At 71.5% G+C, this 22,519-nt stretch carries 20 protein-coding genes; 5 read left to right on the forward strand and 15 right to left on the reverse strand.

Translation table 11 applies throughout. The annotated features are described in order from the left end of the window. Positions 1-10 precede the first annotated feature (10 nt). From V6S67_RS12640 to V6S67_RS12680, 9 genes are all read right to left on the reverse strand, one after another. On the reverse strand, positions 11-382 hold the full coding sequence (locus tag V6S67_RS12640) for a VOC family protein (protein WP_334210573.1): 372 nt from the start codon (positions 380-382) through the stop codon (positions 11-13). A gap of 112 nt (positions 383-494) precedes the next feature. Continuing rightward, complete coding sequence (locus V6S67_RS12645) at positions 495-1,319, reverse strand: PPK2 family polyphosphate kinase (protein ID WP_334211593.1); 825 nt, start codon at positions 1,317-1,319, stop codon at positions 495-497. 107 nt (positions 1,320-1,426) lie between these two features. Continuing rightward, positions 1,427-2,644 (reverse strand): pyridoxal phosphate-dependent aminotransferase, encoded by a 1,218-nt coding sequence (locus tag V6S67_RS12650; RefSeq protein ID WP_334210574.1) that lies wholly within the window; start codon positions 2,642-2,644, stop codon positions 1,427-1,429. Positions 2,645-2,735: 91 nt separating this feature from the next. Beyond that, positions 2,736-3,704 (reverse strand): ABC transporter substrate-binding protein, encoded by a 969-nt coding sequence (locus tag V6S67_RS12655; RefSeq protein WP_334210575.1) that lies wholly within the window; start codon positions 3,702-3,704, stop codon positions 2,736-2,738. Further along, complete coding sequence (locus V6S67_RS12660) at positions 3,701-4,447, reverse strand: ABC transporter permease (RefSeq protein ID WP_334210576.1); 747 nt, start codon at positions 4,445-4,447, stop codon at positions 3,701-3,703. The genes V6S67_RS12655 and V6S67_RS12660 overlap by 4 nt, the downstream gene beginning before the upstream one ends. After that, positions 4,447-5,154 carry an ABC transporter permease gene (locus tag V6S67_RS12665; RefSeq protein WP_334210577.1) on the reverse strand — a complete coding sequence of 236 codons (708 nt, stop codon included), beginning with the start codon at positions 5,152-5,154 and terminating at the stop codon, positions 4,447-4,449. The genes V6S67_RS12660 and V6S67_RS12665 overlap by 1 nt, the downstream gene beginning before the upstream one ends. 2 nt (positions 5,155-5,156) lie before the next feature. Then, complete coding sequence (locus V6S67_RS12670; RefSeq protein ID WP_334211594.1) at positions 5,157-6,275, reverse strand: ABC transporter ATP-binding protein; 1,119 nt, start codon at positions 6,273-6,275, stop codon at positions 5,157-5,159. A gap of 282 nt (positions 6,276-6,557) precedes the next feature. Beyond that, complete coding sequence (locus V6S67_RS12675; protein WP_334210578.1) at positions 6,558-7,583, reverse strand: N-acetylglucosamine kinase; 1,026 nt, start codon at positions 7,581-7,583, stop codon at positions 6,558-6,560. Between the two features lie 113 nt (positions 7,584-7,696). After that, positions 7,697-8,938: an MFS transporter gene (locus tag V6S67_RS12680; RefSeq protein WP_334210579.1), complete on the reverse strand. Its 1,242-nt coding sequence runs from the start codon at positions 8,936-8,938 to the stop codon at positions 7,697-7,699. Between the two features lie 165 nt (positions 8,939-9,103). Here V6S67_RS12680 and V6S67_RS12685 point away from each other — a divergent pair, with 165 nt between their 5' ends. Both V6S67_RS12685 and V6S67_RS12690 read left to right on the forward strand, forming a co-directional pair. After that, a complete protein-coding gene (locus V6S67_RS12685; RefSeq protein ID WP_334210580.1) occupies positions 9,104-9,586 on the forward strand; it encodes an Lrp/AsnC family transcriptional regulator in 483 nt (160 codons plus the stop codon). 61 nt (positions 9,587-9,647) lie between these two features. After that, complete coding sequence (locus tag V6S67_RS12690) at positions 9,648-10,562, forward strand: metal-dependent hydrolase (protein WP_334210581.1); 915 nt, start codon at positions 9,648-9,650, stop codon at positions 10,560-10,562. On the opposite strand, the gene V6S67_RS12695 is transcribed toward V6S67_RS12690, so the two are convergent. The 4 genes from V6S67_RS12695 to galU form a co-directional block, all read right to left on the reverse strand. Beyond that, complete coding sequence (locus V6S67_RS12695) at positions 10,559-11,833, reverse strand: phosphotransferase (protein ID WP_334210582.1); 1,275 nt, start codon at positions 11,831-11,833, stop codon at positions 10,559-10,561. The two genes, V6S67_RS12690 and V6S67_RS12695, sit on opposite strands and share 4 nt — an antisense overlap. Before the next feature lie 62 nt (positions 11,834-11,895). Further along, positions 11,896-12,723, reverse strand: coding sequence for a hypothetical protein (locus V6S67_RS12700; RefSeq protein WP_334210583.1), 828 nt, complete (start codon positions 12,721-12,723; stop codon positions 11,896-11,898). Between the two features lie 258 nt (positions 12,724-12,981). After that, positions 12,982-13,611 (reverse strand): GNAT family N-acetyltransferase, encoded by a 630-nt coding sequence (locus V6S67_RS12705; protein ID WP_334210584.1) that lies wholly within the window; start codon positions 13,609-13,611, stop codon positions 12,982-12,984. 15 nt (positions 13,612-13,626) lie between these two features. Beyond that, a complete protein-coding gene (gene galU, locus V6S67_RS12710) occupies positions 13,627-14,529 on the reverse strand; it encodes a UTP--glucose-1-phosphate uridylyltransferase GalU (protein ID WP_334210585.1) in 903 nt (300 codons plus the stop codon). Between the two features lie 57 nt (positions 14,530-14,586). Here galU and V6S67_RS12715 point away from each other — a divergent pair, with 57 nt between their 5' ends. The 3 genes from V6S67_RS12715 (at position 14,587) to cpaB (ending at position 16,533) form a co-directional block, all read left to right on the forward strand. Next, the gene (locus V6S67_RS12715; protein WP_334210586.1) at positions 14,587-15,234 is read left to right on the forward strand and encodes a 5-formyltetrahydrofolate cyclo-ligase; all 648 of its coding nucleotides are present in this window, start codon (positions 14,587-14,589) and stop codon (positions 15,232-15,234) included. 84 nt (positions 15,235-15,318) lie between these two features. Beyond that, positions 15,319-15,648, forward strand: a complete 330-nt coding sequence (locus V6S67_RS12720; RefSeq protein WP_334210587.1) for an FmdB family zinc ribbon protein — start codon at positions 15,319-15,321, stop codon at positions 15,646-15,648. A 207-nt stretch (positions 15,649-15,855) separates the two neighbouring features. Continuing rightward, entirely contained in the window at positions 15,856-16,533 is a 678-nt protein-coding gene (gene cpaB, locus V6S67_RS12725) for a Flp pilus assembly protein CpaB (protein WP_334210588.1), read from the forward strand. A gap of 114 nt (positions 16,534-16,647) precedes the next feature. Here the strand turns inward: cpaB and V6S67_RS12730 are convergent, their stop codons facing one another. Then, the gene (locus V6S67_RS12730) at positions 16,648-20,820 is read right to left on the reverse strand and encodes a DUF4011 domain-containing protein (protein ID WP_442884795.1); all 4,173 of its coding nucleotides are present in this window, start codon (positions 20,818-20,820) and stop codon (positions 16,648-16,650) included. Positions 20,821-20,913: 93 nt separating this feature from the next. Beyond that, complete coding sequence (guaA, locus tag V6S67_RS12735) at positions 20,914-22,500, reverse strand: glutamine-hydrolyzing GMP synthase (RefSeq protein WP_334210590.1); 1,587 nt, start codon at positions 22,498-22,500, stop codon at positions 20,914-20,916. Positions 22,501-22,519: the final 19 nt, after the last annotated feature.

The raw sequence follows: 22,519 nt of genomic DNA on the forward strand, positions 1-22,519 counted from the left end.
CGCCGCGGGCTCACCTCCGGTCGGGCAGTTCCTGCAGCGCCCACGCGTTGCCGTCGGGGTCCGCGAAGTAGACGAACCTCCCCCATGGCTGCTCGTCGACCTCCGTGGCCTCCACCCCGCGTCCGACGAGTTCGGCCCGCGCCTGGGCTGCGTCGGCCACGACCACCTGGATGCCGCGCAGCGAACCCGGTGCCATGTCGCTGATGCCCTCGCCGAACGCGATCGAGCAGGCCGACCCGGGCGGCGTCAACTGCACGAACCGGATGTCCTCGCTCACGCGGGTGTCGTGGTCGAGGACGAACCCCGCCTGGTCGCGGTAGAACGCGATGGAACGGTCCACGTCGCTGACGGGTACGCCGATGAGTTCGATCTTCCAGTCCATGAGGGCCTCCGTTGTGATGGTCGGGTCTCAAGACTAGGAATCGATGCGGTCGGATCCTGTCCGCGTCGGTGGAAGCCCCGCTTCGGTGCAGGAGGCGCATCAGGGCAGCGCGTCAGCTGGCGGCGAGCCGCCGCTTCTCGGCCTCGACGTCGAACGTGGCCCGCGGCCAGCTCAGCTGCATGTCCTCCAGCGTGGCCGTGAGCAGGTGCTGCACGGCGAGCCGCGCGTACCACTTGCGGTTCGCGGGCACCACGTACCAGGGGGCGTCCGGCGTGCTCGTCCGTTCGACGGCCACCTGGTACGCCTCCTGGTACTGGTCCCAGTACGCCCGCTCGTCGACGTCACCGGGGTTGTACTTCCAGTGCTTGTCCTTGCGGTCGAGGCGTTCCGCGAGCCGGGTCTTCTGCTCGTCCTTGCCGATGTGGAGCATGACCTTGAGCACGCGGGTCCCGGACGCGGCGACCTCGTCCTCGAACCGCTGGATCGCCCCGTACCGCTGCTCGACGTCGGCGGCGGGTGACAGGCCACGCACGCGGTGGATCAGCACGTCCTCGTAGTGGGACCGGTCGAACACCCCGATGAGCCCGGCCCCGGGGAGCTGGCGGCGGATGCGCCAGAGGAAGTCGTGCGTGCGCTCCTCCTCGGTGGGCGCCTTGAAGGCGTGGTGCTGCACGCCCTGGGGATCCACCAGCCCCATGACGTGACGGACGATCCCGCCCTTGCCCGAGGTGTCCATCCCCTGCAGGACGAGCAGCACGGCGATCTCGCTCCCTGCGCGACTCTCGGCGAACAGCTTCTCCTGCAGGGACGACAGTGCGTCCGCGCCCGCGGCGAGCGCCGCCTTGCCCTCCGCCTTACCGCCGTCGAACCCCGGGGTGGACTGCGGGTCGACGGACGCGAGGGAGAAGTCGGGCCCCGCCAGGAGCAGACGACGCATCCCGGTGATACTGCCGCTGATACTGCCGCTGATACTGCCGGTGGTGCTTCCGGTGCTTCCGGTGCTCGGTGCCATGGGTCCTCCTGCGGGTGGGGCGGCGGGACTGCTCAGGGCTTGTACGTGGACAGGAAGTCGGCGAGTCGCCCGACGGCGTCCTCGATGACCTCCACGCTCGGCAGGGTGACCATGCGGAAGTGGTCGGTGTGCACCCAGTTGAAGGCGCTGCCGTGCGAGATCAGGATCTTCTGCTGCTTCAGGAGGTCCAGGGCGAACTTCTCGTCGTCCTTGATGGGATAGACGTCCGGGTCGAGCTTCGGGAAGAGGTACAGGGCGCCCTGCGCGACCTCGCAGCTCACGCCGTCGATGGCGTTGAGCATCTGGGCGGCCTTGTCGCGCTGCTGGCGCAGGCGCCCGCCGGGCAGGATCAGGTCGTTGATGCTCTGGTAGCCGCCGAGGGCGGTCTGGATGGCGTGCTGCGCAGGGACGTTGGCGCACAGGCGCATGTTCGCCAGGAGGTTGATGCCCTCGATGTAGTTCGCGGCGTCCCGTTTCGGCCCGGAGATGGCCATCCAGCCGCTGCGGAACCCCGCGATGCGGTACGCCTTCGACAGGCCGCTGAAGGTGAGGCAGAGGACGTCGTCGCCCGTGACGGAGGCCGCGTTGATGTGCACGGCGTCGTCGTACAGGATCTTCTCGTAGATCTCGTCCGCGAAGATGATGAGCCCGTGCTCGCGGGCCATCCGCACGATCGCCTCGAGGACCGGGCGCGGGTACACCGACCCTGTGGGGTTGTTCGGGTTGATGAGGACGATCCCGCGGGTGTTCGGGGTGATCTTCGAGGCCATGTCCTCGAGGTCCGGCCACCAGTGGTCGTCCTCGTCGCACAGATAGTGCACCGGGGTACCGCCGGCGAGCGCAACGGACGCCGTCCAGAGCGGATAGTCCGGCGTGGGGATGAGGATCTCGTCGCCGGTGTTGAGCAGGGCCTGCATCGAGAGCGTGATGAGCTCGCTCACGCCGTTGCCGAGGTAGACGTCGTCGACGTCGATCGAGGTGATGCCGCGGCTCTGGTAGTACTGCACGACGGCGGTGCGCGCCGAGAAGATGCCCCGCGAGTCGCTGTAGCCCTGCGACCTGGGCAGGTTGCGGATCATGTCCACGAGGATCGCGTCGGGTGCCTCGAAGCCGAAGGGTGCGGGATTGCCGATGTTGAGCTTGAGGATCCGGTGGCCCTGGGCCTCCATGGTCATGGCGTGCTCGAGCAGCGGCCCCCTGATGTCGTAGAGGACGTTCTGGAGCTTATCCGACTGCGCGTAGGTGGCCATTGGATCAGAATGCCATATCGGGGTGCTGCAGCAGGGGCCCGGCACGCGGCATGACGACGCCGCGTACCGGGCCCCTGGGGGTGAGACAGGATCAGCCCGCGAGACCCTTCTCCGCGAGCCAGTCGGCCGCCGCGTCCGCCGGGTTGCGCTTCTCGGAACCGCTGACCTCACGGTTCAGCGAGAGCAGGTCCTCGGTGGTCAGCTGCGCCGAGACCTTGTTCAGGACCTCCTGCGCCTCCGCGCTGACGGTGTCCGTGTTGACGAGCGGGAGCACCTGCTGGGCGATGAAGTTGTTCTCCGGGTCCTCGAGCACCACGAGGTCGTTGTCCTCGATCGACGGCGTGGTCGTGTAGATGTCCGCCGCCTGGACGTCGTCGTTCAGCAGCGCCTGCAGGGTGATGTCCCCGCCGCCGTCGTTGATCGCCTCGAAGCCGCCGGGCTCGCAGCCGTACTTGTCCTTCAGGCCGGGCAGGCCGTACGCGCGCTCCTGGAAGGTGCTCGGGGCGCCGATCGTGATCTCGCCGCAGACCTCCGCCAGGTCGGCGATGGACTCGAGGCCGTACTTCTCGGCCGTCGCGGCCGTGACGACCAGTGCGTCCTTGTCCTCGGCCTTGGAGGGCTCGAGCACGCCGAGCTTCACGTCGGGCGACTTCGCGGCGAGCGCGTCCGGCAGGGCCGCGAGGATGTCCTCGGCCGACGCCGCCGTCGCGGCGGGATCGGCGAACAGCAGCAGATTGCCGCCGTACTCGGGCAGGATGTCGATCGATCCGTCCTCGAGGGCGGAGTAGTAGATCTCGCGCGACCCGATGTTGGGCTTCGTCGTCGCATCGACGCCGGCCGCGGTGAGCGCTCCGGCGTAGATCTCGGCGATGATCTGGCTCTCGGGGAAGTCCGCAGAACCGACGACGACGGCCCCGCCGGCGGCGCTCGCGGTGCTCTCCGTGGCGCCCTGGGGGTCGCTGTCGGCACCGCAGGCGGTCAACGCCAGCGTGGCCGTCAGGCCGCCGGCCAGTCCCATCAAGGCGCGCCGCGTGGCGCGTCGGGCTGACAGGTTCTTCATGGTGTTCCTCCTTGTGCTCCGGCGACGGCCTTCTGCCGGCCGGAATCTCTGGTTTTCTGTGAGCCGGTTGCCCGGAGGCCCGGTGGGATGGCGAGTCGCTGCACCAGGCCCAGGAGCAGATCGACGGCGATCGCGAGGACGGTGATGACGACGGCGCCGCCGAAGAGGCGCCCGTAGTCGGCGAGCTGGGTGCCCTCGACGAGGAACACCCCGAGCCCGCCGAGGTTGATGAAGGCGACGACGGCCGCGGTCGCGATGACCTGCAGCACAGCGGCGCGCACCCCTCCGAGGATGACCTGCAGGCCGTTGGGCACCTCGACCCGGAGAAGGATCTGCAGTTCGCCCATGCCCATGCTGCGCGCGGCGTCCACGACGGTGCGGTCCACCGATGCGATGCCCGCGTAGATCCCGCTCAGCAGGGGTGGGACGGCCAGCAGCACGAGCGCCCAGATGGGGGGCATCAGCCCGAGCCCGGCGAGCAGCGTGAACAGGAACACCATGCCGAGGGTGGGCAGGGCGCGCAGGATGCCGACGCCGGAGACGATGACGACGCGCCCGCGGCCCGTGTGGCCGACGTACAGGCCGACCGGTACGGCGATCGCGAGCGCGATCAGCAGGGTCAGCCCGGTGAAGCCGAGGTGCTCGACGATGCGCGTGGGGATCCCGCGGTCGCCCTCCCAGTTCGCGGGCGCGGTGAGCCACTCCCACATCTGCACGAAGAGGTTGGTGCTCGAGTAGTCCATCAGGCGCCCGCCACCTTCGCGTCGAGCGCGACAGCGTCGGCGGCAGGCCCCGACCCGCGGGAGCCGCCGGCACGTGCCTTCCGCGTCCACGGGGTGAGCAGCCGCTCGGTGAACACGAGGACCAGGTCGAGGACGAGGGCCAGCAGGAGGATGATCGCGATCCCGACGGCGATCTCCGTCGGGAAGGACCGGAACAGGCCGTCGGTGAACAGGGTCCCGAGGCTCGGGACCCCGATGAGGGCGCCGACGCTGACGAGCGAGATGTTGGTGACCGACACCACGCGCAGGCCCGCGAACAGCACAGGGAGCGAGAGCGGCAGGTCCACCGTCAGGAACCGGCGCACGGGCATGTACCCCATGGCGATCGCCGCCTGGCGGACGCCGTCGTCGATCGAGTCGAGGGCGTCGAGCGTGGACCGGACGAGCAGGGAGAACGCGTAGACGGACAGCGCCACGATCACGTTGACGGGATCGATCACCTTGGTCCCGAGGATCACGGGAAGGAACACGAACATGGCCAGCGACGGGATGGTGTAGAGGATCGAGGACCCCGTCAGCAGCACCGACCCGACCACCCGGTTGAGCCGGGCGAGCTGGGCCATCGGCACCGCGACGAGGACGCCGAGGACCAGCGGCACGATCGCCTGGAACAGGTGCAGGCGCGTGTGCAGCCAGATGAAGTCGAGGTTGGAGAGGAACCAGTCCACGGTCAGACCGCCGTGTCGTGCTGGACGCGGCCCCGGCCGAGCCTCGCGGCTTCGATGAGCTCGAAGACCTCGGCGGCCCGGACGACGCCGACGGCGCGTCCGTCGTCGTCGATCGTCACGCCGAGGCCCGAGGGCGAGGACAGTGCGGCATCGAGCGCGCGGCGCAGTGAGTCGCCCCGCGTGTACAGCGAGCCGCCGGGTACAGCCTCCGCCTGGCGGGTGATGCTCGCGCGCGTGGCCTGCGGGATCCAGCCGTGCGGGCGCCCGTCGGCGTCGACGAGGAGGGTCCACGGCGAGTGCACGGGGACGGTCGGGTCGGCGAGGTGCTCCGCGTCGATGGTCTCGACGGGGTGGATGGTGACTCCGTCGCCCTCCTGGAAGGAGAGGTGCCGGAAACCGCGGTCGCGTCCGACGAAGCCGGCGACGAAGTCGTCCACGGGCGCCCGGAGGATCTCCTCGGGAGCGGCGAACTGCGCGAGGCGCCCCCCGACGGCGAACACCGCCACCTTGTCCCCGAGGATGGTCGCCTCGTCGATGTCGTGCGTGACGAAGACGATGGTCTTCGCGAGGTCGCGCTGCAGGCGCAGCAGTTCCTCCTGCAGTTCGGCGCGGACCACGGGGTCCACAGCACTGAACGGCTCGTCCATGAGGAGCACGGGCGGGTCCGCCGCGAGGGCCCGGGCCACGCCGACGCGCTGCTGCTGGCCGCCCGAGAGCTGCGCGGGGTACCGGCGGCCGAGGTCGGAGGCGAGCCCGACGACGTCGAGCAGTTCGCGCGCACGCCGGCGGGCCTCCGCCTTCCCGACGCCGTTGAGGCGGGGCACGGTCGCGATGTTGTCGAGGACGGTCCGGTGCGGCAGGAGCCCGGAGGACTGCATGACGTACCCCATGGAGCGGCGGAGTTCTGCGGCCCTCTGCCGGCCGATGTCCTGTCCGTCGAGGAGGATCTGCCCGGTGGTCGGTTCCACCATGCGGTTGATCATCCGCAGGGAGGTGGTCTTGCCGCAGCCGGAGGGGCCCACGAAGACGGTGATCCGACCGCGGTCGATCTCCATCGAGAGGTCCTCGACCGCGGGGCGTCCGCCGTCGTAGGTCTTGGTGACGTTGCGGAACTCGATCATGGGGTGGCTGGAGGCCTGCTCGGGGGGTGTCATGGCAGCTGTGCCTTTCCTGGCAGGAGCTTCTCGGCCGGGCTGCGCCCGCGGGCCGCACGAATGCGGATCCGGCTTGCCGTCTGTGGGTCGCTGGGCGGGGGCGCAGCGGTCAGTTCAAGCTGTCGGAGGTTCTGAGTCTAACCATGAGTTCGGAGCAGACAAGACCGCATATGGGTCCAGCGTCGTACTGTGTCCCTTCCGGGACCGGATGATGCCTGCCGGCGCGGCCCGTGCGCCGGCAGCCGAACCCTACTGCCCCATGAGGAAGCGGACCCCCATGACCGGGTCCTGCTCGAGGAACACGATCCGGGTGATGTCCTCGGCTGCGAGCAGCGTCCGGAGGCGTACCTGCAGGTCGGGCTGGTGCATCGCCAGCCCGCCGCCGAGGACCACGGGGCCGGGGACGCCGATCACGGAGGCGACGTCGAGCACGAGGCGGGTCAGGGCTACGGCGGCACGATCGAGGATGTCGGCGGCGTCGTCGTGGCCGTCCCGTGCCGCGTCGAACACGGCGCGGGACTGCGCCGCCCAATAGGTGCGGCCGGCCGAGGAGTGGAACAGCCCGATCAGTTCCGTGGGGGTGGTGACGTCGTTGAGCGCCAGCACGGCGGTGTCGAGGGCGTCGGCGGGAAGCCCGACGTCGTGCCGGTGCAGGGCCCGCCGGACCGCCTCGCGGGCCACCCAGTAGCCGCTGCCCTCGTCACCCAGGAGGTAGCCCCAGCCCCCCGAGCGTGCCTGGCGGCCGTCCTCCGTGACACCCCAGGCCACCGAGCCGGTGCCGACGATGACGGCGATGCCCGCGCGCGCTCCCCCGGCGGCGAGGATGAGGCGCGTGTCGTGAACGACGTCGATCGTTGCTCCGGGCGCGTGGGGTGCGATCAGGGCACGGAGACGGTCGGCGTCCGCCCCGGTGTCGACCCCGCCGGACCCGGCGACGACGTGCCGGACGGCTCCGGACTGCCCGGCGCGCCCGGCGGTCAGGAGCTCGCCGAAGAGCTCGCGGAGGCTCTGTGCCGCGGCGTCGGGCGTGACGTTCTGGACATTGGCGCTCCCGGCCCGGGCCTCCGCGACCAGCGTCCCGTCCCGCCACAGCGCTCCGTGCGTCTTGGACCCGCCGATGTCGAGGCCGACCACGAGTCCTGCGGCCGGCCCTCCGGCCTGTCTGCCGGTCACGCGGGCGCCGACCCCTGGCCGGGGTTTACCGGGGACGTCGGGTGCGGGGGGCACGGAGGGTGCAGCGGGTGCAGCCGGGCTGCTGGACGGGGTGTTCGACATGCCTACAGGGTACAAACTGCGGTCCGCGGGCCGAAGGGCAGTGACCGCTCTCCTGGACGACGCCACGCAGCCCGCCGGACGGCACCGGTGGGTCGGGTGCTGCCGGGCGCGCGCTACCGGGCGCCGCGGAGCCGGACGATGAACGACCCCAGGGCGAGGGCGGCGCAGACTCCGGCGATGACGAGTGCGAACACCGTGACCGACGCGTTCAGGCCCCAGATCCCCGCCGCGGCGCCGAGGCCCAGCACGGGCACGGCGCTGCCGAGATAGGTGATGACGTACACGGCGCTGACCGTCTGGGCGTGCAGGGCAGGCGCCACCCTGACGGAGACCTCGTTGAACACCACCCGGAAGGCCATGCCCTGCCCGAGACCGGCCGCGAGGCACGCCCCGACGAGCAGGGGCAGGCTGCCCGTGGACTCGGCGACGGGCAGCAGTCCGACCCCGAGCGCCATGGCGGCGAGTCCCAGCGGCACCACGAACCGTCCGCGGGGGGACAGGACCTGGCTGACCGCCGAGGACCCGAGGACGAGGGCCGCGAGAAGGCCGATCAGCGGTCGCGAGGACGTACCCGCGATCCCCGCGAACCAGGTGGGGGCGAGGCTCAGCGTGAAGCCGAACACGGCGAAGCTCAGGAACCCCACGGACGACGCCGTCCAGAACGACCGCCGTGCGTCGCGCGACACGGCCGGTCGGCGCGGACGCAGGGCGGTGAGCGGGTTCTGCCCCTCGGCGGTCTTGATCGCGGGCCGTGCACGCAGCAGCAGCAGCGGCACCAGCAGGCTCGCGAGAACCACGAGGTAGACGAGGAAGGGCGTCCTGGTGGGCGCGGGCAGCAGTGAGAGGAGTCCGCCGATCACAGGACCCGCGGCCACGCCTCCGGCCGAGGCCATCAGGGTGAAGCGGGACGCCCAGTCGGGCCGCGTGGGCAGCAGATCGCGGAGCGCCGCTGCACTCGCACCGGTCGCCAGGGCGACCGCGCCACCCTGGAGCACACGCCCCGCCGCGAGCATGGGCAGCGAGGTCGCGACGGCGAAGAGGGCGGCGCCGAACAGTCCGAGGACGACGGCGAGGACGAGTGCGGCGCGCCGGCCGATGTGGTCGGACCAGTGTCCGGCGAGGACGAGCCCGCCGATCAGCGCGACGACGTAGGACGCGAAGGCGACGGTGACGGCGAAGGGCGTCAGGCCGAGATCCGCCTGGATGAGGGGATACAGGGGCGTGGCGAGGTTCGCACCGACGAGCAGGGTGGAGATCACCGTGACCGCGAGCGCGAGGCGGACGGCGAGGGAGGCGTCCCAGCTGCGTCGCTCCGCGGCCGCCGGCCGCATCCGCAGCTCGTTGATGACGCTCATCCCACTTCTCCTCGCTCGCACGCGCCAACAGTAGGCGTTACCCCGGGCGGATCGGATCCGGGCTTCTATAGAATGGGACGCATTGCACTCCCTGCCGCGTCGCGTGCTTGTATTTTGAGCGTCCTGCGCAACACAGGTGTGATGGACTGACAGGAAGTGAGCTTCATGAGCAAGCTGGACAGACTCGACCTGCGCCTGCTCCTCGAGCTGGTGCGGGATCCGCGGGCGCAGGTGAGTGAACTCGGTGAGCTGCTCGGCGTCGCCCGCAACACGGCGCAGACCCGGATCCGCCGGCTGCTGCGCGCGGGGATCCTCCGTGTCGGCGGACGCGAACTCGATCTCGAGGCGCTCGGTTTCGACGTCGTCGCCTTCATCACCATCGAGGTGGCCCACCGTGAGCTCGACGGTGTGATCGCCGGCCTCCGCACCCTGAACCAGGTCCTCGAGGTGCACGAGATCTCCGGCCGTGGCGACGTGTGGTGCCGCGTGGCCGCGACGGACACCCACCACCTCCAGGCCGCACTGCGGTCGGTCCTGAAGATCAAGGGTGTCATCCGCACCGAGACCGTCCTCGCGCTGCACGAGCACATCCCGTACCGCATCGAGCCCCTGCTCGAGCGCCTCGCGCAACGCCCCGCCGACGCCTGAGCCGCACCCGACCCTCGACCGCCCGTCCTGCCCGCCCGCCCGAACTGTCCAGGAGACCCCCATGGCCCTACCCACCGCCGACACCCGCGTGACCTACCCCCAGAGCGCCGTCGAGTCCGTGTCCCGCGTGCTGCACGTCGAGGCCCGCGACGACGGCCGACACGCGGTGCTGCTGGACACCACCGCCTTCCACCCCGTGGACTCGGCATGGCCCGACCAGGGCGCCGACCGCGGCGGACTCGAGGCCTCGGGACGCATCTGGCCCGTGACGGACTGCGTGGTCGGCGCGACGGACGGCACCACCCTCCACCTCGGGGCGGAGTCGCCGGTCCGCAAGGGGACCGAGGGCTGGGCGTTCGTCGTCGTGCACCTGACCGACGGGGATGCGCCGGCGGAGGGCGACGACGTCGTCGTGCGGGTCGACGCCGCGTACCGCGCGGCGGTGTCGGCCGGGCACACCGGCTGCCACCTGGCCTCGCTGGCGCTCAACCGGGCCCTGGCGGACCGCTGGAGGAAGGACGTGGCCGCGGACGCCCTCGGGGCGCCGAACTTCGACGCCCTGGCGATCGACACGACGGTGATCGGCGAGTTCGGATCGGTCGACACCTACCGCCTGGGCAAGTCCCTGCGCCGGAAGGGCTTCAGCGTCGAGGACCTCGATGCGGGCGCGACGGCCCGGGCCGTGAACGCGACGCTCGCCACCTGGACGGCGACCGGGGCGACGATCGGCATCGCGGCGGACGGGCCGGGCCTCACGGATCGGCGCCGGTGGGTGTGCGACCTGCCGGGCGAACGCGCGGAGATCCCCTGCGGCGGCACGCACCTGTCCTCGCTGGCGGGACTCGACGTGACCGTGGACCTGGAGCTGTCGGACGCGGACGGCACGCCGGTGCTGCTCATGCGGACGCGCGCCGTGCCGGCCGCACCCGGAACTTCACCCGGGACTGCACCCGGGACCTCACCCGAAACTGTCTAGGCTCCCCCGCCACGGCGCGCATCGAGCGATCGCGCCTCCTCGAGGAACTGCTCCGCGACCTCCAGGCGGGACACCGCCTCCGGGGCACCGCCGCCGTCCGCTCCGCTCCGTCGCGCCCCGGCGATGAGCGTGAGGCTCACGGCCGCGGCCCTGCTCCTGAGCGCCACCGGGTCGACGGCGCTGTCGAAGGCCCGCAGGAACCGCAGCAGCGCCTCCGGGACGTGCGTGTACCCGGCGTGGAGGCCCGGCAGGACGGCGATGTGCCCGAGAAAGCAGCTGAGATCGTCCACGAGGCGTCCGGGGCCGAGCGCGTCGACGTCCAGCAGCCCCGACACCGCGCCGTCGGTGATCAGGAGGTTGCCCTCGTAGAAATCGCCGTGGGTGGGAACCAGCGGACCGCCGTCGCTCGAGCGGACCACCTCGTCGATACCTGCCGCCAGGCGCCGGATCCGGTCCGCCTGCGCCGGCAGCGCCGCCACCGCGCCTTCGCCGTAGTCGCGCACGCGCGCAGCCCACGGCGGGCGGACGGGCAGGGAGAGGACGGCGCGAGGCAACGACCGCAGGACCTCGACGAGGGCCTGCGGATCGACCTCGGCCGCGCCGTCCCGCATGAGGAGCTCGGCGAACGGCGTGCCCGGCGCGGGATGCATGGCGACGACGTCCCGTACCGGCTCCCCCGCCACGACGGGCGCCGGCACACCGGCCGCCCGCAGCATCCGGTGCCTGTCCGCGAGCGGGCCGGCGCCGTTGCGTCGCAGGATCTTCAGGTACCGGCGCTCCTCCCCGTTCTCGGCGAGCACCACGGCGCGGCGCAGGGGCCGGTAGCTGCGCAGGCCGAGGACCGTCGCCCGCGGATCACGTCCGGGCCCGAAGGCGAGCGCCGTCGCGCGCTCCTGATCCAGGGCGAGCGGGAGTCCCGGCAGGAGCGGATCGGAGGGATGCGCCCAGACCGCGAGTGCGTCCGTGCCGCGGCGGTGGAAGACCACGACGCCGTCCGCCTGGTGCGGGACGGCGCAGGACGTGATGCAGGCGTACGCCGGCACCGGGGCCGTGCTGGACCGGCCGCGCGGGCGCCGGGTGCGGCGGACCTGGACGGAGAAGATGCCTGTCACACCGGCCCCGGGCCGGTGGTGCAGGGAGGCGAGCTGCCAGGATCCGAGGTCCCAGCCGACGCCTGCGAGCGCTTTCCTGAGGAGGTCCGCGGGCGCATCGGACTCGAGGAGCGCCATGGTCTCCTGCTCACGGACGATCCGTGCCTGCCTCGCCCTCATGCGGCCCCCAGGAGATGCCTACGGGGTCCGGTGCCCGGCTCCCCCTGCGATGGTGTGCGCTGTCAGGCGCGCCGGCGCTGCAGCACGTCGTCGAGGTTGATCCGTCCCGTGGCGGGGGTGACGTCGGCCGCGACGTGCGCGGTGTCGTCCGTCGCGGCGATGCGGGCAGCGGCCTCGGACGCCTTGATGGGCGTCCTGGACGTCGGCTTCGGGGCTTCGGGCAGGTCCAGCGGTGCGGGAGCCTGGCGTTCGGCCTTCGCGGCGTCGACGTAGGTGGGCCGGGGAAGATCGACCGGAGCCCACTCCGGTGCGGGCCGCTCGACCGCGTTGCCGGTGCCGGACGCGGCCGCAGCGCCGGCGCCCTGCGCGGAGGCGTCCCGGATGTCGACGGCGGTCGAGCCGTGGGCGACGGCCAGGGCGGCGGTGCGCAGTTCCATCGGCGTGAGGCGGCGCGTGGCGGTCTCCTCGGCGTCGAACAGGCTGGTGGGCCGCCGGGGTGCCGCGGGTGCCGCCGCGGGGAGTGCGACGGGGAGGCCTGCAGGCTCTGCCTCGTGGACGGGCGCCATCGCATGGAGGAACGCCTGCTCGACCCGCGCATGCCGGGCCCGGACGGCGAGCATCCTGAGGACCGCGACGGCGGCCGCGGCGACAGCGAGGGACACCACGGGAAGCAGGAGGGAGACGACGCCGAATGCCGCCGGCACGAGCGTCACCAGCGCGGTCAGGAGGGCCACGAGGCCCACGAGTGCGACGCCGATGCGCCCCCATCTCGGGCTGAACGACGGGGTGCCGGCGGGCGCCACGGCAGGCAGGTCCGCGGGCTCCTCCGGCGAGGAGGGCAGGACCGGCATCGATCCCGTGGTACGTGCATCGTCCTGTGGCGCGGTCATGGTCATCATGCTCCCTGCGGGACGGCGGGTCCCGCGTCGTGGCGATCGGTATGTGCTCCCGACGGTCGCCGGTACGGTCCTCCTGAGCACGGAAGGGGCCACCCGGACCAGCCACAATCCGATGATCGCGGCGAGCACCAACGAGCTGTCCAGGGAGAAGACCACATCTAGAACCGTAGGATCACTTGGAGTCGGGTCGCCGCATTGGGCGCGGTGTGTCGGGCCCGAATATGCTCGGGGCGGCATTCGACGGTCCGCTCACCCATGGTGGGACCGTCCGCTCTCGAGCCAGGGCGCCAGCAGGCCACGCGGCACCTCCTCGGCGGTCAGCGCGAAACTCCGATGGTCCGCCCACTCCCCGGCGATGTGCAGGTACCGGGGCCGCAGTCCTTCGTCGCGGAACTGCAGCTTCTCGACGACGCGGAGGCTCGCCCGGTTCTCGGGCCTGATGTTGATCTCCATCCGATGCAGGCCCAGATCCCCGAAGCAGTAGTCGGTGGCCAGCGCCACGGCCGTCGGCGCGATGCCCCGGCCCGCCCGCTCCGCGTCCACCCAGTACCCGAGGGTCGCCGTGAGGGCCGATCCCCAGGTGATCCCCGAGACCGTCAACTGCCCCACGAGACGAGCATCCCGGGAGCCCGGAGGCTGCTCCGTGATGAGGAACGGCAGTGCCGAGCCCGCCCGGGCCTGCGAGGTGAGCGACCGCACCATCTGGTGGTAGGTGGGCAGGAAGCCCTCCGGGTCGGGATTCGAGGCTTCCCACGGCGCGAGCCACCGGGCGTTGCGGTGCCTCAGCGCCGTCCACGCTGCCTTGTCCCTGTGGCGGATGGGCCTCAGGACGAGGGAGCCCGTCCTGAGGCTCACGGGCCAGCTGGTCGCCGACCACATGGCGTACGCCCCGTGCTAGTCCGTGAGGTTCTTGCTGAAGTCCCTGATCCAGGCGCGGAGGTCCGGCCCGAGGTCCTCCCGCTCCGAGGCCAGCGTCACCACGGCCTTGAGGTAGCTCAGCTTGTCTCCCGTGTCGTAACGGCGTCCGCGGAACACCACGCCGTACACACCGGAGCCTTCGCCGTCCGCGGCCGCGAGGGTCTGCAGGGCGTCGGTCAGCTGGATCTCGCCGCCGCGGCCGGGTTCGGTGGTCTCGAGGACGTCGAACACGCGGGGGTGGAGGACGTAGCGGCCGATCACGGCCAGGTTGGAGGGCGCCTCGTCGACGGAGGGCTTCTCGACGAGCTGGTTCACGCGGACGTGGTCCTCGCCGTCGATCTCCGTGATGTCGGCGCAGCCGTAGGCGCTGATCTGCTGGGGATCGACCTCGATGAGCGCGATCACGGAGCCGCCGGTCTTGGCCTGGACCGCGATCATGGTCTCGAGCAGCGGGTCGCGGTCGTCGATGAGGTCGTCGCCGAGGAGGACGGCGAAGGGCTCGTTGTTGACGTGCAGCTTGGCGCGGAGGACTGCGTGCCCGAGGCCCTTGGGATCGCCCTGGCGGAGGTAGTGGATGTCGCCGAGCTCGGAGGGGCGGCGCACGGCGGCCAGCTTGTCGTGGTCGCCCTTGGCCTCGAGCGTCTGCTCGATGAAGGGCACGCGGTCGAAGTGGTCCTCCAGGGCCCGCTTGTTCCGGCCGGTGATCATCAGGACGTCGGACAGGCCGGCGTCTACGGCCTCCTGCACGACGTACTGGATGGCGGGCTTGTCCACAACGGGGAGCATTTCCTTGGGCATCGCCTTCGTGGCGGGCAGGAATCGGGTTCCCAGGCCGGCCGCGGGGATAACGGCCTTCGTCACACGTGATCGCAGAGTCATGGGCACAACACTACATAACGGGCGCCCGATCCCCGGGCTGCCCACCACAATGGTGGGATGAGCCTCGCCGAACGTGATACGGGAAAGCACACCCTCCGGGCATCGCTGCGGGCTGCGCGCTCCGCCCTGGACCCGGCCGAGCGGCAGGCCCAGTCGCAGGCGATCGCCGACGCCGTCCTGGGGTACGCCACGGACGTCCTCGCCCCGACCGGTCCCGGGGATCGCCCGACGATCGCGGCCTACCTGGGGCGTGATCCCGAGCCGGGCACCGAGCACCTGCTGCAGGAGCTGCACACCCGCGGTTTCGGTGTCGTCGTGCCCGTGTGCGAGCCGGCCTACCAGCTGTCCTGGGTGGCGTGGGCACCGGGTGTCGCACTCCGGAAGTCCGTCCGCGCGCCGGTCGACGAGCCCGTCGGCCCGCGGCGTCCCTTCGGGGAGGTGCCCTCCGTGGGCCTGATCCTCGTGCCCGCCCTCGCCGTCGACCGGTCGGGGCAGCGCCTCGGCCAGGGTGGCGGCTACTACGACCGCTTCCTCGCGCAGCATCTCGCGGACTCCCCCGGAGCGGCTCCGCGGCTCGGCGTGGTGTACCGGTCGGAACTCCTGCCGGCCGGCGCCGTCCCGGCCGAGCCCTTCGACCAGCCACTGGGCGGCGCGTTCACCGCCGACGGGTTCCAGCGCTTCGAGACGGTCGGCCGGTCGGTGTAGACTGGCACTCGACCCCGGAGAGTGCCAAGAGCAGCGTCCGGAAGAGCCGTCCGGGGGCCACGAAGTTCGTCCAGGAGGATTTCCATGCCCATGTACGCCTATGCCTGCAAGGACTGCGGCCATGCCTTCGACAAGCAGCAGTCCTTCTCGGAGGACTCCCTGACCGTGTGCCCGGCATGCGGCGGCACCCTGCGCAAGAAGTTCAACAGCGTGGGCGTGGTGTTCAAGGGCTCGGGGTTCTACCGAAACGACTCCCGGTCCACGACGACGAGCACGGACGCCGGCGCGCCGTCGACCTCCTCCGCACCGTCCACCACCGCGTCCGACGCCTCGGGCGGGTCCAAGGCCGCGTCCTCTGCGTCTTCTGCGTCCTCGGCCTCCTCGACCTCGACGGGCAGCGCCGCGGCGTCCTGACCGGCGCGTCCTGAAGGCTGCGTCCTGAAGTCGGCGTCCTGAAGGCTGGGTCCTGGTCCTCCGGCGGACCGGGACCCCTTCGACCAGCTGGCAGCCTTCCCCGGACGGACGTCCCGGCATCGCCACGGCGTCGCGGCCGTCGGGGGCGATGTCCACATAGCTGCGGCTCCCCGCGGTAGCGGTGGGCTCCCGGCCTACGGTCGGCGCATGAACACGACCAGCCTCTCGCGGGAGGTCCCCCTCCGCTACCGTCTCCGCAGGCTGCTGCACCGGCGCAGGCGCCTCCTCGCGTGCCTGCTCCTCAGCATCGCGGCGGGCGTGGCGGTGGAGGGGCTGGTGGGTGACGACTACGCGACGACGACGGTGGTCACCGCTGCCCGCGATCTCCCTGTCGGGACGGTGCTCGCGGCGTCCGACGTCGCTCTCGTCCGACTGCCCGAGGCGGCCGTGGCAGGCCGGGCGTTCGAGCGGCCGGACCTCCTGGTGGGCCAGCAGCTGGCCGCTCCCCTGGACCGTGGCTCGCCCATCCCGGCCACCGCCCTCGTGGGTGACGGGATGCTGACGGGCACCCCTCCCGGCACCGTCGCCGTCCCGCTCCGCCCGGCCGACCCGGGGATCGTCCAGCTCCTCGTGCCAGGCCAGCTCGTCGACGTGGTCCTGACCACCGGCAACGGCTTCGACGCCCCGCCGGGATCCACGGTTCTCGCCCGGTCGGTCGCCGTCCTGTGGACGGACTCCGGCGCGGGAGGAACGGGTGGCACCTGGCCCGGGGCCGGAGGGGAGGAGGGGCTCGTCGTCGTCGCGGCGGGCACCGACGAGGCCGCCGCCCTCGCGGGGTCCTCCAGTTCGGGGGACGTCCACCTGGTCCTGACGACGAAGCCTTGAACGCTCAGGGCTGGGTCACCCGGCCGGACCGGACGAAGTCGACCGGTCCGGCCGGAGCAGCCGGACCGGATGAACCGGCCGGAGCAGCCGGACCCGATGAACCGGACGGAGCGGTCAGCCCCAGTGCGGGGGCCGCTGCTCCTTGAGCCACTCGTCGTGGTTCTCCTCCGTGTCCCCCCACGACCGGGGGTCGTCCTCGGCCGCCGTGGCCGGGAGGGCAGGGGCCTGATCGGTTCCGGCGGCCTCGCGACCGTCGTCGCTCGTACCCCCCTCGCTCGTATTCCCGGTGTGCTGCCCATCGGTGGTCATCGGTGCATCATCCTTCTGTGCATCGTCCTTCTGTGCACCGGCTGTCTGTGCATCGGCTGTCGGTGCGTCCTTCGATCCATCGGCTGCCGATGCATCGTCCTTCCGGGTCCGCGCGGGGTGGGAGGCCTCCCTCGGTGGCAGACCGAGGACGGCGGAGGCACGTTCCGCGCAACCGTCCGGATCGGTGAAGACCTCGATGGTCCACAGCGGCATGTACCGCCAGCCCATGCGTTCGAGGACCTGCGGACGGAGCCTGCTGCGTTCCCGCACGGACATCGACCCGTAGCGGGTGGTCCCGTCCGACTCGATCGCCAGCGGCGCGGGGCGCTCGTCCTGGACCGCGGCGGCACTGCCGTCCGGACGAAGGTCCGCCGGGCGCACCGCGACGATGTCGAGGACGCCGGCGTAGTGGTCCCACACCTCGGCGCCGCGGTGGCGCAGGCGGTCCACGAGGTCCGCGACCAGGGGGTCCTCGTTGCTGCCGGACGGGTTCCGCGGATTCCCCGTTGCACTGCCCATCTCACGCTGCAGCAGTTCGAAGAAGTCGAGGGCCCCGGTGGTGAGCCGGTCCGGGTCGAGGTCCGAGGGCTGGAAACATGTCAGGACGTGCTGGAGCCGCCGGGCACGTGTCATGGCCATGACGAAGTTCCGTCGCCCGTTCGGGCCCGAGAGCGGGCCGAAGGAGTGCAGCGCCCGGCCGTGGGGCGTGCGGCCGTAACCGAGCGAGAAGATGATGTCGTCCCGGACCAGACCGCCCGCCCGTTCCACGGGCACCACACGGAATGCCTCCCTGCCGGGAGTGAAGAAATCGGCGGCCCAGGGGAACTCCGTCATCTGGAGCCTGATCGCCTCGCCCACGCGGGCTGCGTGCCGCGCACTGGCGGTGACGACGGCGAGCGAGACGTGCGGACGGCGGCGGATGTGCTCGAAGACCAGCTCGACCACGCGGTTCACCTCGACGGCGACGCTCTCGACGCCGTCGTGCTCGGAGCTCGGCATGCCGGTGCCGTTCGGCAGGTACTCGACCACCAGCCCGCGTCCGCTGCCGGTGACCTCGGAGGCCTGCGGGAGGCGGGAGAGCTTGCCGTCGTAGAAGGACTCGCTCAGGTAGGTGTCGAGGCCGCGGTCGACGCCGCGGTACACCTCGGTGAGCCCGCGCACGGGCAGCACCTCGCGCAGCGCGTCGAAGGCACTGGGCAGGGGTTCGAGCGTGGAGGCCCGGTCGGCGGACTGCACCTCGATGCTGAAGCGGGTGGGCCCGGCCAGGCGGTCGTCACCGAAGACGGCCACCTGCGAGGCGCGCGCGATGCAGGGCACCGCGCTCTGCAGCGACATCGATTCGCCGTCGAGGATCACGGCGGTGTCGAACGTGTACCCCTCGGGAACGGCGCCCCGAACGGTCAGCGGGCTCACGGCCCAGACGGGTACGAGCGCGGCCACGATCTCGGGGTGGAGGCCCGCGAAGACCTCGAGGGTCAGGGTCCCGTCCTTCAGCTCCTGCCGTAGCCGGGCGGCGTCCCCGGGGTGGCTCACGACGGCGGCGCGCCAGCGCTCGCCGAGTGTCCACCGGATCCGGGCCGGCCCGGACGCGATGTGTGCGTTGTCCGCCAGGCGGTACTCCGCCTCGAGCTTGCGCAGGCTGTCACCGTCGGACATGGCGAGGTAGTCGTCGCCGCTGATCATCGCCTCGAGGGCGGACTGCCACCATGCGAGTTCGAGCTCCTCCCCCACGCGGTCGGCCGGCACCTCCCTGCCGGCGAGGTCGGTGAGCAGCTCGCCCAGGCCCTGCTCGCGCATCTCGTCGAGCAGCAGCGTGCGCTCGGGCAGGGTGGCCAGGGTCTCCTTGTCGACGGCGAGGTCGCGGAGGAGGGTCTCCAGATCGTCCAGGTCCAGCGCCGCGAAGTCCGGGTGGCCGGAGGTGGGGCGGAGGATCGTGGTCAGTTCCTCGAGCCGCGCCTCCACGGCCCGGTACGAGGCGTGGATCTCGGCCAGTCCCGTGGGGACGGAGGGGTGGCGTTCGGTCAGGGCGTAGCGCGTCCAGAGGGTGCGCTGCTGCTGCACCTCGCGCAGGGACGTGTGCAGGTCGGAGATGTGGACACCGGGCCGGATGTACTCCTTGGCGACGCGCCGCAGCCGGGACCGCGTCATGGAGCTCATCTCGATGTCGCGTTCCTTCCGCCACGAGGACGGCGCGGTGGCGGAGATGAGGTCGGTGACGGGCCGGTCGAAGATGTCCGGCGTGAACTTGTCGAGGCTCGCGCGGACCGCGACGAGAAGTTCGAGCTGCTCGCCCCACTCCCGGAAGGTCCCGCCCAGCGTGATGTGGGAATGCTCGGCGACGCGCTGCACCTCGTCCCGGAGCGCAGGGATCTCGGTCGCGAGCTGCTCGGCGAGGCCATGCGCGTGCTCGGTCTCCTTGCGGTTGAGCAACTGGGCACCGTACCAGGGGCTCTGCGTCGACGCCTTGCTGAAGCTGCCCAGCTCGGCGGCACGCCGGAGGCGCTCGGTGAGCTCCGCGCGGTCCGTGATGGAGTCCAGCACGCTCCGCTTCAGGCGCACCGTGGTGGACGGCGCCGGGTCGAGGGCCGTGAGTCCGGCGAGCGACTGCATGGACTGGTAGGGCGAGCACCCCCAGCGGCTGCGGATGTTGTGGAGGCTCCGTACGTGCTCCGTGAGCTGGTGACGGTGGCCGGTCAGCGTGGAGTGGAGCGTCTCGAGTTGCGGCTCGACGGCCTTCTCGTTGCGGACCAGGGCACGGATGACGGCTTCGCGCAGCTGCGCCGGTCCGGTCTGGCTGCCGACCTGGAGCACGAGCGAGCCCAGGTTCAGCCCGTCGAGGTCCTGCACGAACTCGTTGAGCGTGCCGCGGCGATCAGCGGCGACCACGACGCGCCTGCCTGCGGCCGCAGCCCGGGCGGCGACGTTCAGCGCGGTCTGGGTCTGGCCCGTCCCGGGCGGGGTGGCCACCACGAGGCTGACACCCGCGGAGGCGAGATCGAGGACGTCCTGCTGGGCCCTGTCCGCGTCGAGGACCAGGATCTCCTCGGCGGGGTCCCGCTCGTCGGCGGGCGGGAACTGCAGGCCGTCGGCCGCGCCGGCGAGGGCCGACGCCGCGTCGGCGTCTCCCCTGGCCGCGCCCAGCAGGGCGGCGAGGACGGGATGGTCGGGGTGCAGGGCGGGATCGCCCTTGACCCCGGCGAGGTCAGCGAAGGTGGACACCAGGATGCGGTGTTCGACGGACATGCCGCGGACGCCCTCGCTCAGCGCCCGCATGCGCTCGAGGACGGGATGCGGATCGAAGCGCGCTGTGCCGTAGGCGAGGCGGGCGATGCCGACAGGGTCGACGCGCAGTCCCTGCTCGTTCCGCAGGTGCCGGACGAGTGCCGGGTTCATGCGGGCCTGCTCCGTGATCTGCAGCTCGTAGTCGTCCTGCGAGGGATGCACCGTCAGGGAGACAGCGGTGAGGAGCACGGGGGCGTTCAGCGTCTCGGAGCGTCCCGAATCGTCCACCGACCGCCATGAGGCCGTGCCGGCGGCGAGGTAGCCGACGTCGATGCCCCGCTCGGTGCCGAGCTCGAAGATCTTCGCGCGGAGGGCGCGCGCCGCGGCCTTGGCGGCACTGTACTGGACGGGGTCGCGCAGCAGCGTGGACAGGCGCGTCCGCCGGCCCGCCTGGAGCTGGGCGAGTCCCGAGGGATGCGCGTGGGTCAGGTCGATGCTCGTGCCGGCCGAGGGCCGGAAGTGCAGGAGCGTGTCCCCGGTGGCCTGGGGGCCGAGGGCCTCGAGCCAGGGCACGAGGAACTCCTGCGCGGACGACGACTCGCCGGTCGCGTCCGTACGCTGCCGGCCCGACCCTGCGCCCTGCTGGTTCCCCTGCGGCTCGTCCGCGGGGGATCCCGCCGTATCCCGCTGGTCCTGCTCCGGCACAGCCGCCTTCTTCCCTGCATTGTCACGTGCTGATCTCGACCAGATTGGCATGTCTTCCAAGCTATCCGAAAAGCGATCGGACCCCGCGGATAGCAACGCGGCCCGGGCGGACGGGAGGGGGTTCGACGCCCCTCCCGGTTCCGCCTACTCCCATTCGATGGTTCCCGGCGGCTTGCTCGTCACGTCGAGCACCACGCGGTTGACGCCGTCCACCTCGTTGGTGATCCGGTTGGAGATCCGCGCGAGGAGGTCGTACGGCAGGCGCGACCAGTCCGCGGTCATCGCGTCCTCGCTGGAGACGGGGCGCAGCACGATGGGGTGCCCGTACGTGCGTCCGTCGCCCTGGACGCCCACGCTGCGCACATCGGCGAGCAGCACCACGGGCATCTGCCAGACCTCGTTGTCGAGTCCGGCGGCCGTCAGCTCGGCGCGCGCGATCGCATCGGCCTTGCGCAGGAGCGCCAGGCGCTCCTCGGTGACGTCCCCGACGATCCTGATCCCGAGTCCGGGGCCGGGGAACGGCTGGCGTCCGACGATCTCCGCGGGCAGTCCGAGCTGCGCGCCGACGGCCCGCACCTCGTCCTTGAAGAGGGTGCGTAGCGGCTCCACGAGCTCGAACTGCAGGTCCTCCGGCAGCCCGCCCACGTTGTGGTGGCTCTTGATGTTCGCGGCACCCTCGCCACCGCCGGATTCCACGACGTCGGGGTACAGCGTGCCCTGCACGAGGAAGCGGATGGGTTCGCCCTCCGCCTCCGCCTCCCGCATGATGGCGCGCTCGGCCTCCTCGAAGGCACGAATGAACTCCCTGCCGATGATCTTGCGCTTCGTCTCGGGATCCGACACCCCGGCCAGGGCCTCGAGGAAGCGCTTCTGCTCGTTGGCGACGTAGAGCTTCACGCCGGTCGCGGCCACGAAGTCGCGCTCGACCTGCTCGGCTTCGCCCTCGCGCAGCAGCCCATGGTCCACGAACACGCACGTGAGCTGGTCGCCGACGGCACGCTGCACGAGCGCGGCGGCGACGGCGGAGTCCACGCCGCCGGACAGGCCGCAGATGACGCGCGCGTCACCGATCTGCTCGCGGATGCGTTCCACCTGCTCCTCGAGGATGTTGCGGGTGGTCCAGTTCGGGTCGAGGCGCGCGCCGCGGAACAGGAAGTTCTCGATGACGGCCTGGCCGTGCTGGGAGTGCTTGACCTCCGGGTGCCACTGGACGCCGTAGAGTGCCTTCTCCTCGTTGGCGAAGGCGGCGACGGGTGCGCCGGCGGTGCTGGCGAGGACGTCGAAGCCCTCGGGGGCTGACTGGACGCTGTCGCCATGGCTCATCCAGGCGTTCTGCTGCTCGGGGGTCCCCTCGAGGATGGAGCGGGACGCGCCGTCGGAGGTGATGTCGGTCGAGCCGTATTCCCTCAGGCCGGTCTTCGCGACCGTGCCGCCGAGCGCGCTGGCCATGGCCTGGAAGCCGTAGCAGATGCCGAGCACGGGCACCCCGGCGTCGAACAGGTCGCGCTCGATGCGGGGCGCACCCTCCGCGTAGACGCTGGAGGGGCCGCCCGAGAGGATGATCGCCGAGGGGTTCCTCGCGAGGATCTCCTGCGTGCTGAGCGTGTGCGGCACGATCTCGGAGTACACATCCGCCTCACGCACGCGGCGCGCGATCAGCTGCGCATACTGCGCGCCGTAGTCCACGACAAGGACAGGACGGTGTTCGGAGCCGTTCTCGGGGGTAGTCACCCATCAACAATAGTCTGCG

This window comes from Arthrobacter sp. Soc17.1.1.1 (assembly GCF_036867195.1).
In the GTDB taxonomy this organism is placed as follows: Bacteria; Actinomycetota; Actinomycetes; order Actinomycetales; family Micrococcaceae; genus Arthrobacter_D.

What these genes read in the sequence shown, in the direction of transcription:
- galU (WP_334210585.1), bottom strand. Translation starts at nt 14,529, where the DNA reads ATGACTCTGCGATCACGTGTGACGAAGGCCGTTATCCCCGCGGCCGGC.
- V6S67_RS12730 (WP_442884795.1), bottom strand. Translation starts at nt 20,820, where the DNA reads ATGCCAATCTGGTCGAGATCAGCACGTGACAATGCAGGGAAGAAGGCG.
- V6S67_RS12680 (WP_334210579.1), bottom strand. Translation starts at nt 8,938, where the DNA reads ATGAGCGTCATCAACGAGCTGCGGATGCGGCCGGCGGCCGCGGAGCGA.
- V6S67_RS12675 (WP_334210578.1), bottom strand. Translation starts at nt 7,583, where the DNA reads ATGTCGAACACCCCGTCCAGCAGCCCGGCTGCACCCGCTGCACCCTCC.
- V6S67_RS12700 (WP_334210583.1), bottom strand. Translation starts at nt 12,723, where the DNA reads ATGACCGCGCCACAGGACGATGCACGTACCACGGGATCGATGCCGGTC.
- V6S67_RS12660 (WP_334210576.1), bottom strand. Translation starts at nt 4,447, where the DNA reads ATGGACTACTCGAGCACCAACCTCTTCGTGCAGATGTGGGAGTGGCTC.
- V6S67_RS12670 (WP_334211594.1), bottom strand. Translation starts at nt 6,275, where the DNA reads ATGATCGAGTTCCGCAACGTCACCAAGACCTACGACGGCGGACGCCCC.
- V6S67_RS12720 (WP_334210587.1), top strand. Translation starts at nt 15,319, where the DNA reads ATGCCCATGTACGCCTATGCCTGCAAGGACTGCGGCCATGCCTTCGAC.
- V6S67_RS12650 (WP_334210574.1), bottom strand. Translation starts at nt 2,644, where the DNA reads ATGGCCACCTACGCGCAGTCGGATAAGCTCCAGAACGTCCTCTACGAC.
- V6S67_RS12655 (WP_334210575.1), bottom strand. Translation starts at nt 3,704, where the DNA reads ATGAAGAACCTGTCAGCCCGACGCGCCACGCGGCGCGCCTTGATGGGA.
- V6S67_RS12640 (WP_334210573.1), bottom strand. Translation starts at nt 382, where the DNA reads ATGGACTGGAAGATCGAACTCATCGGCGTACCCGTCAGCGACGTGGAC.
- V6S67_RS12705 (WP_334210584.1), bottom strand. Translation starts at nt 13,611, where the DNA reads ATGTGGTCGGCGACCAGCTGGCCCGTGAGCCTCAGGACGGGCTCCCTC.
- cpaB (WP_334210588.1), top strand. Translation starts at nt 15,856, where the DNA reads ATGAACACGACCAGCCTCTCGCGGGAGGTCCCCCTCCGCTACCGTCTC.
- V6S67_RS12685 (WP_334210580.1), top strand. Translation starts at nt 9,104, where the DNA reads ATGAGCAAGCTGGACAGACTCGACCTGCGCCTGCTCCTCGAGCTGGTG.
- V6S67_RS12645 (WP_334211593.1), bottom strand. Translation starts at nt 1,319, where the DNA reads ATGCGTCGTCTGCTCCTGGCGGGGCCCGACTTCTCCCTCGCGTCCGTC.
- V6S67_RS12715 (WP_334210586.1), top strand. Translation starts at nt 14,587, where the DNA reads ATGAGCCTCGCCGAACGTGATACGGGAAAGCACACCCTCCGGGCATCG.
- V6S67_RS12690 (WP_334210581.1), top strand. Translation starts at nt 9,648, where the DNA reads ATGGCCCTACCCACCGCCGACACCCGCGTGACCTACCCCCAGAGCGCC.
- V6S67_RS12695 (WP_334210582.1), bottom strand. Translation starts at nt 11,833, where the DNA reads ATGAGGGCGAGGCAGGCACGGATCGTCCGTGAGCAGGAGACCATGGCG.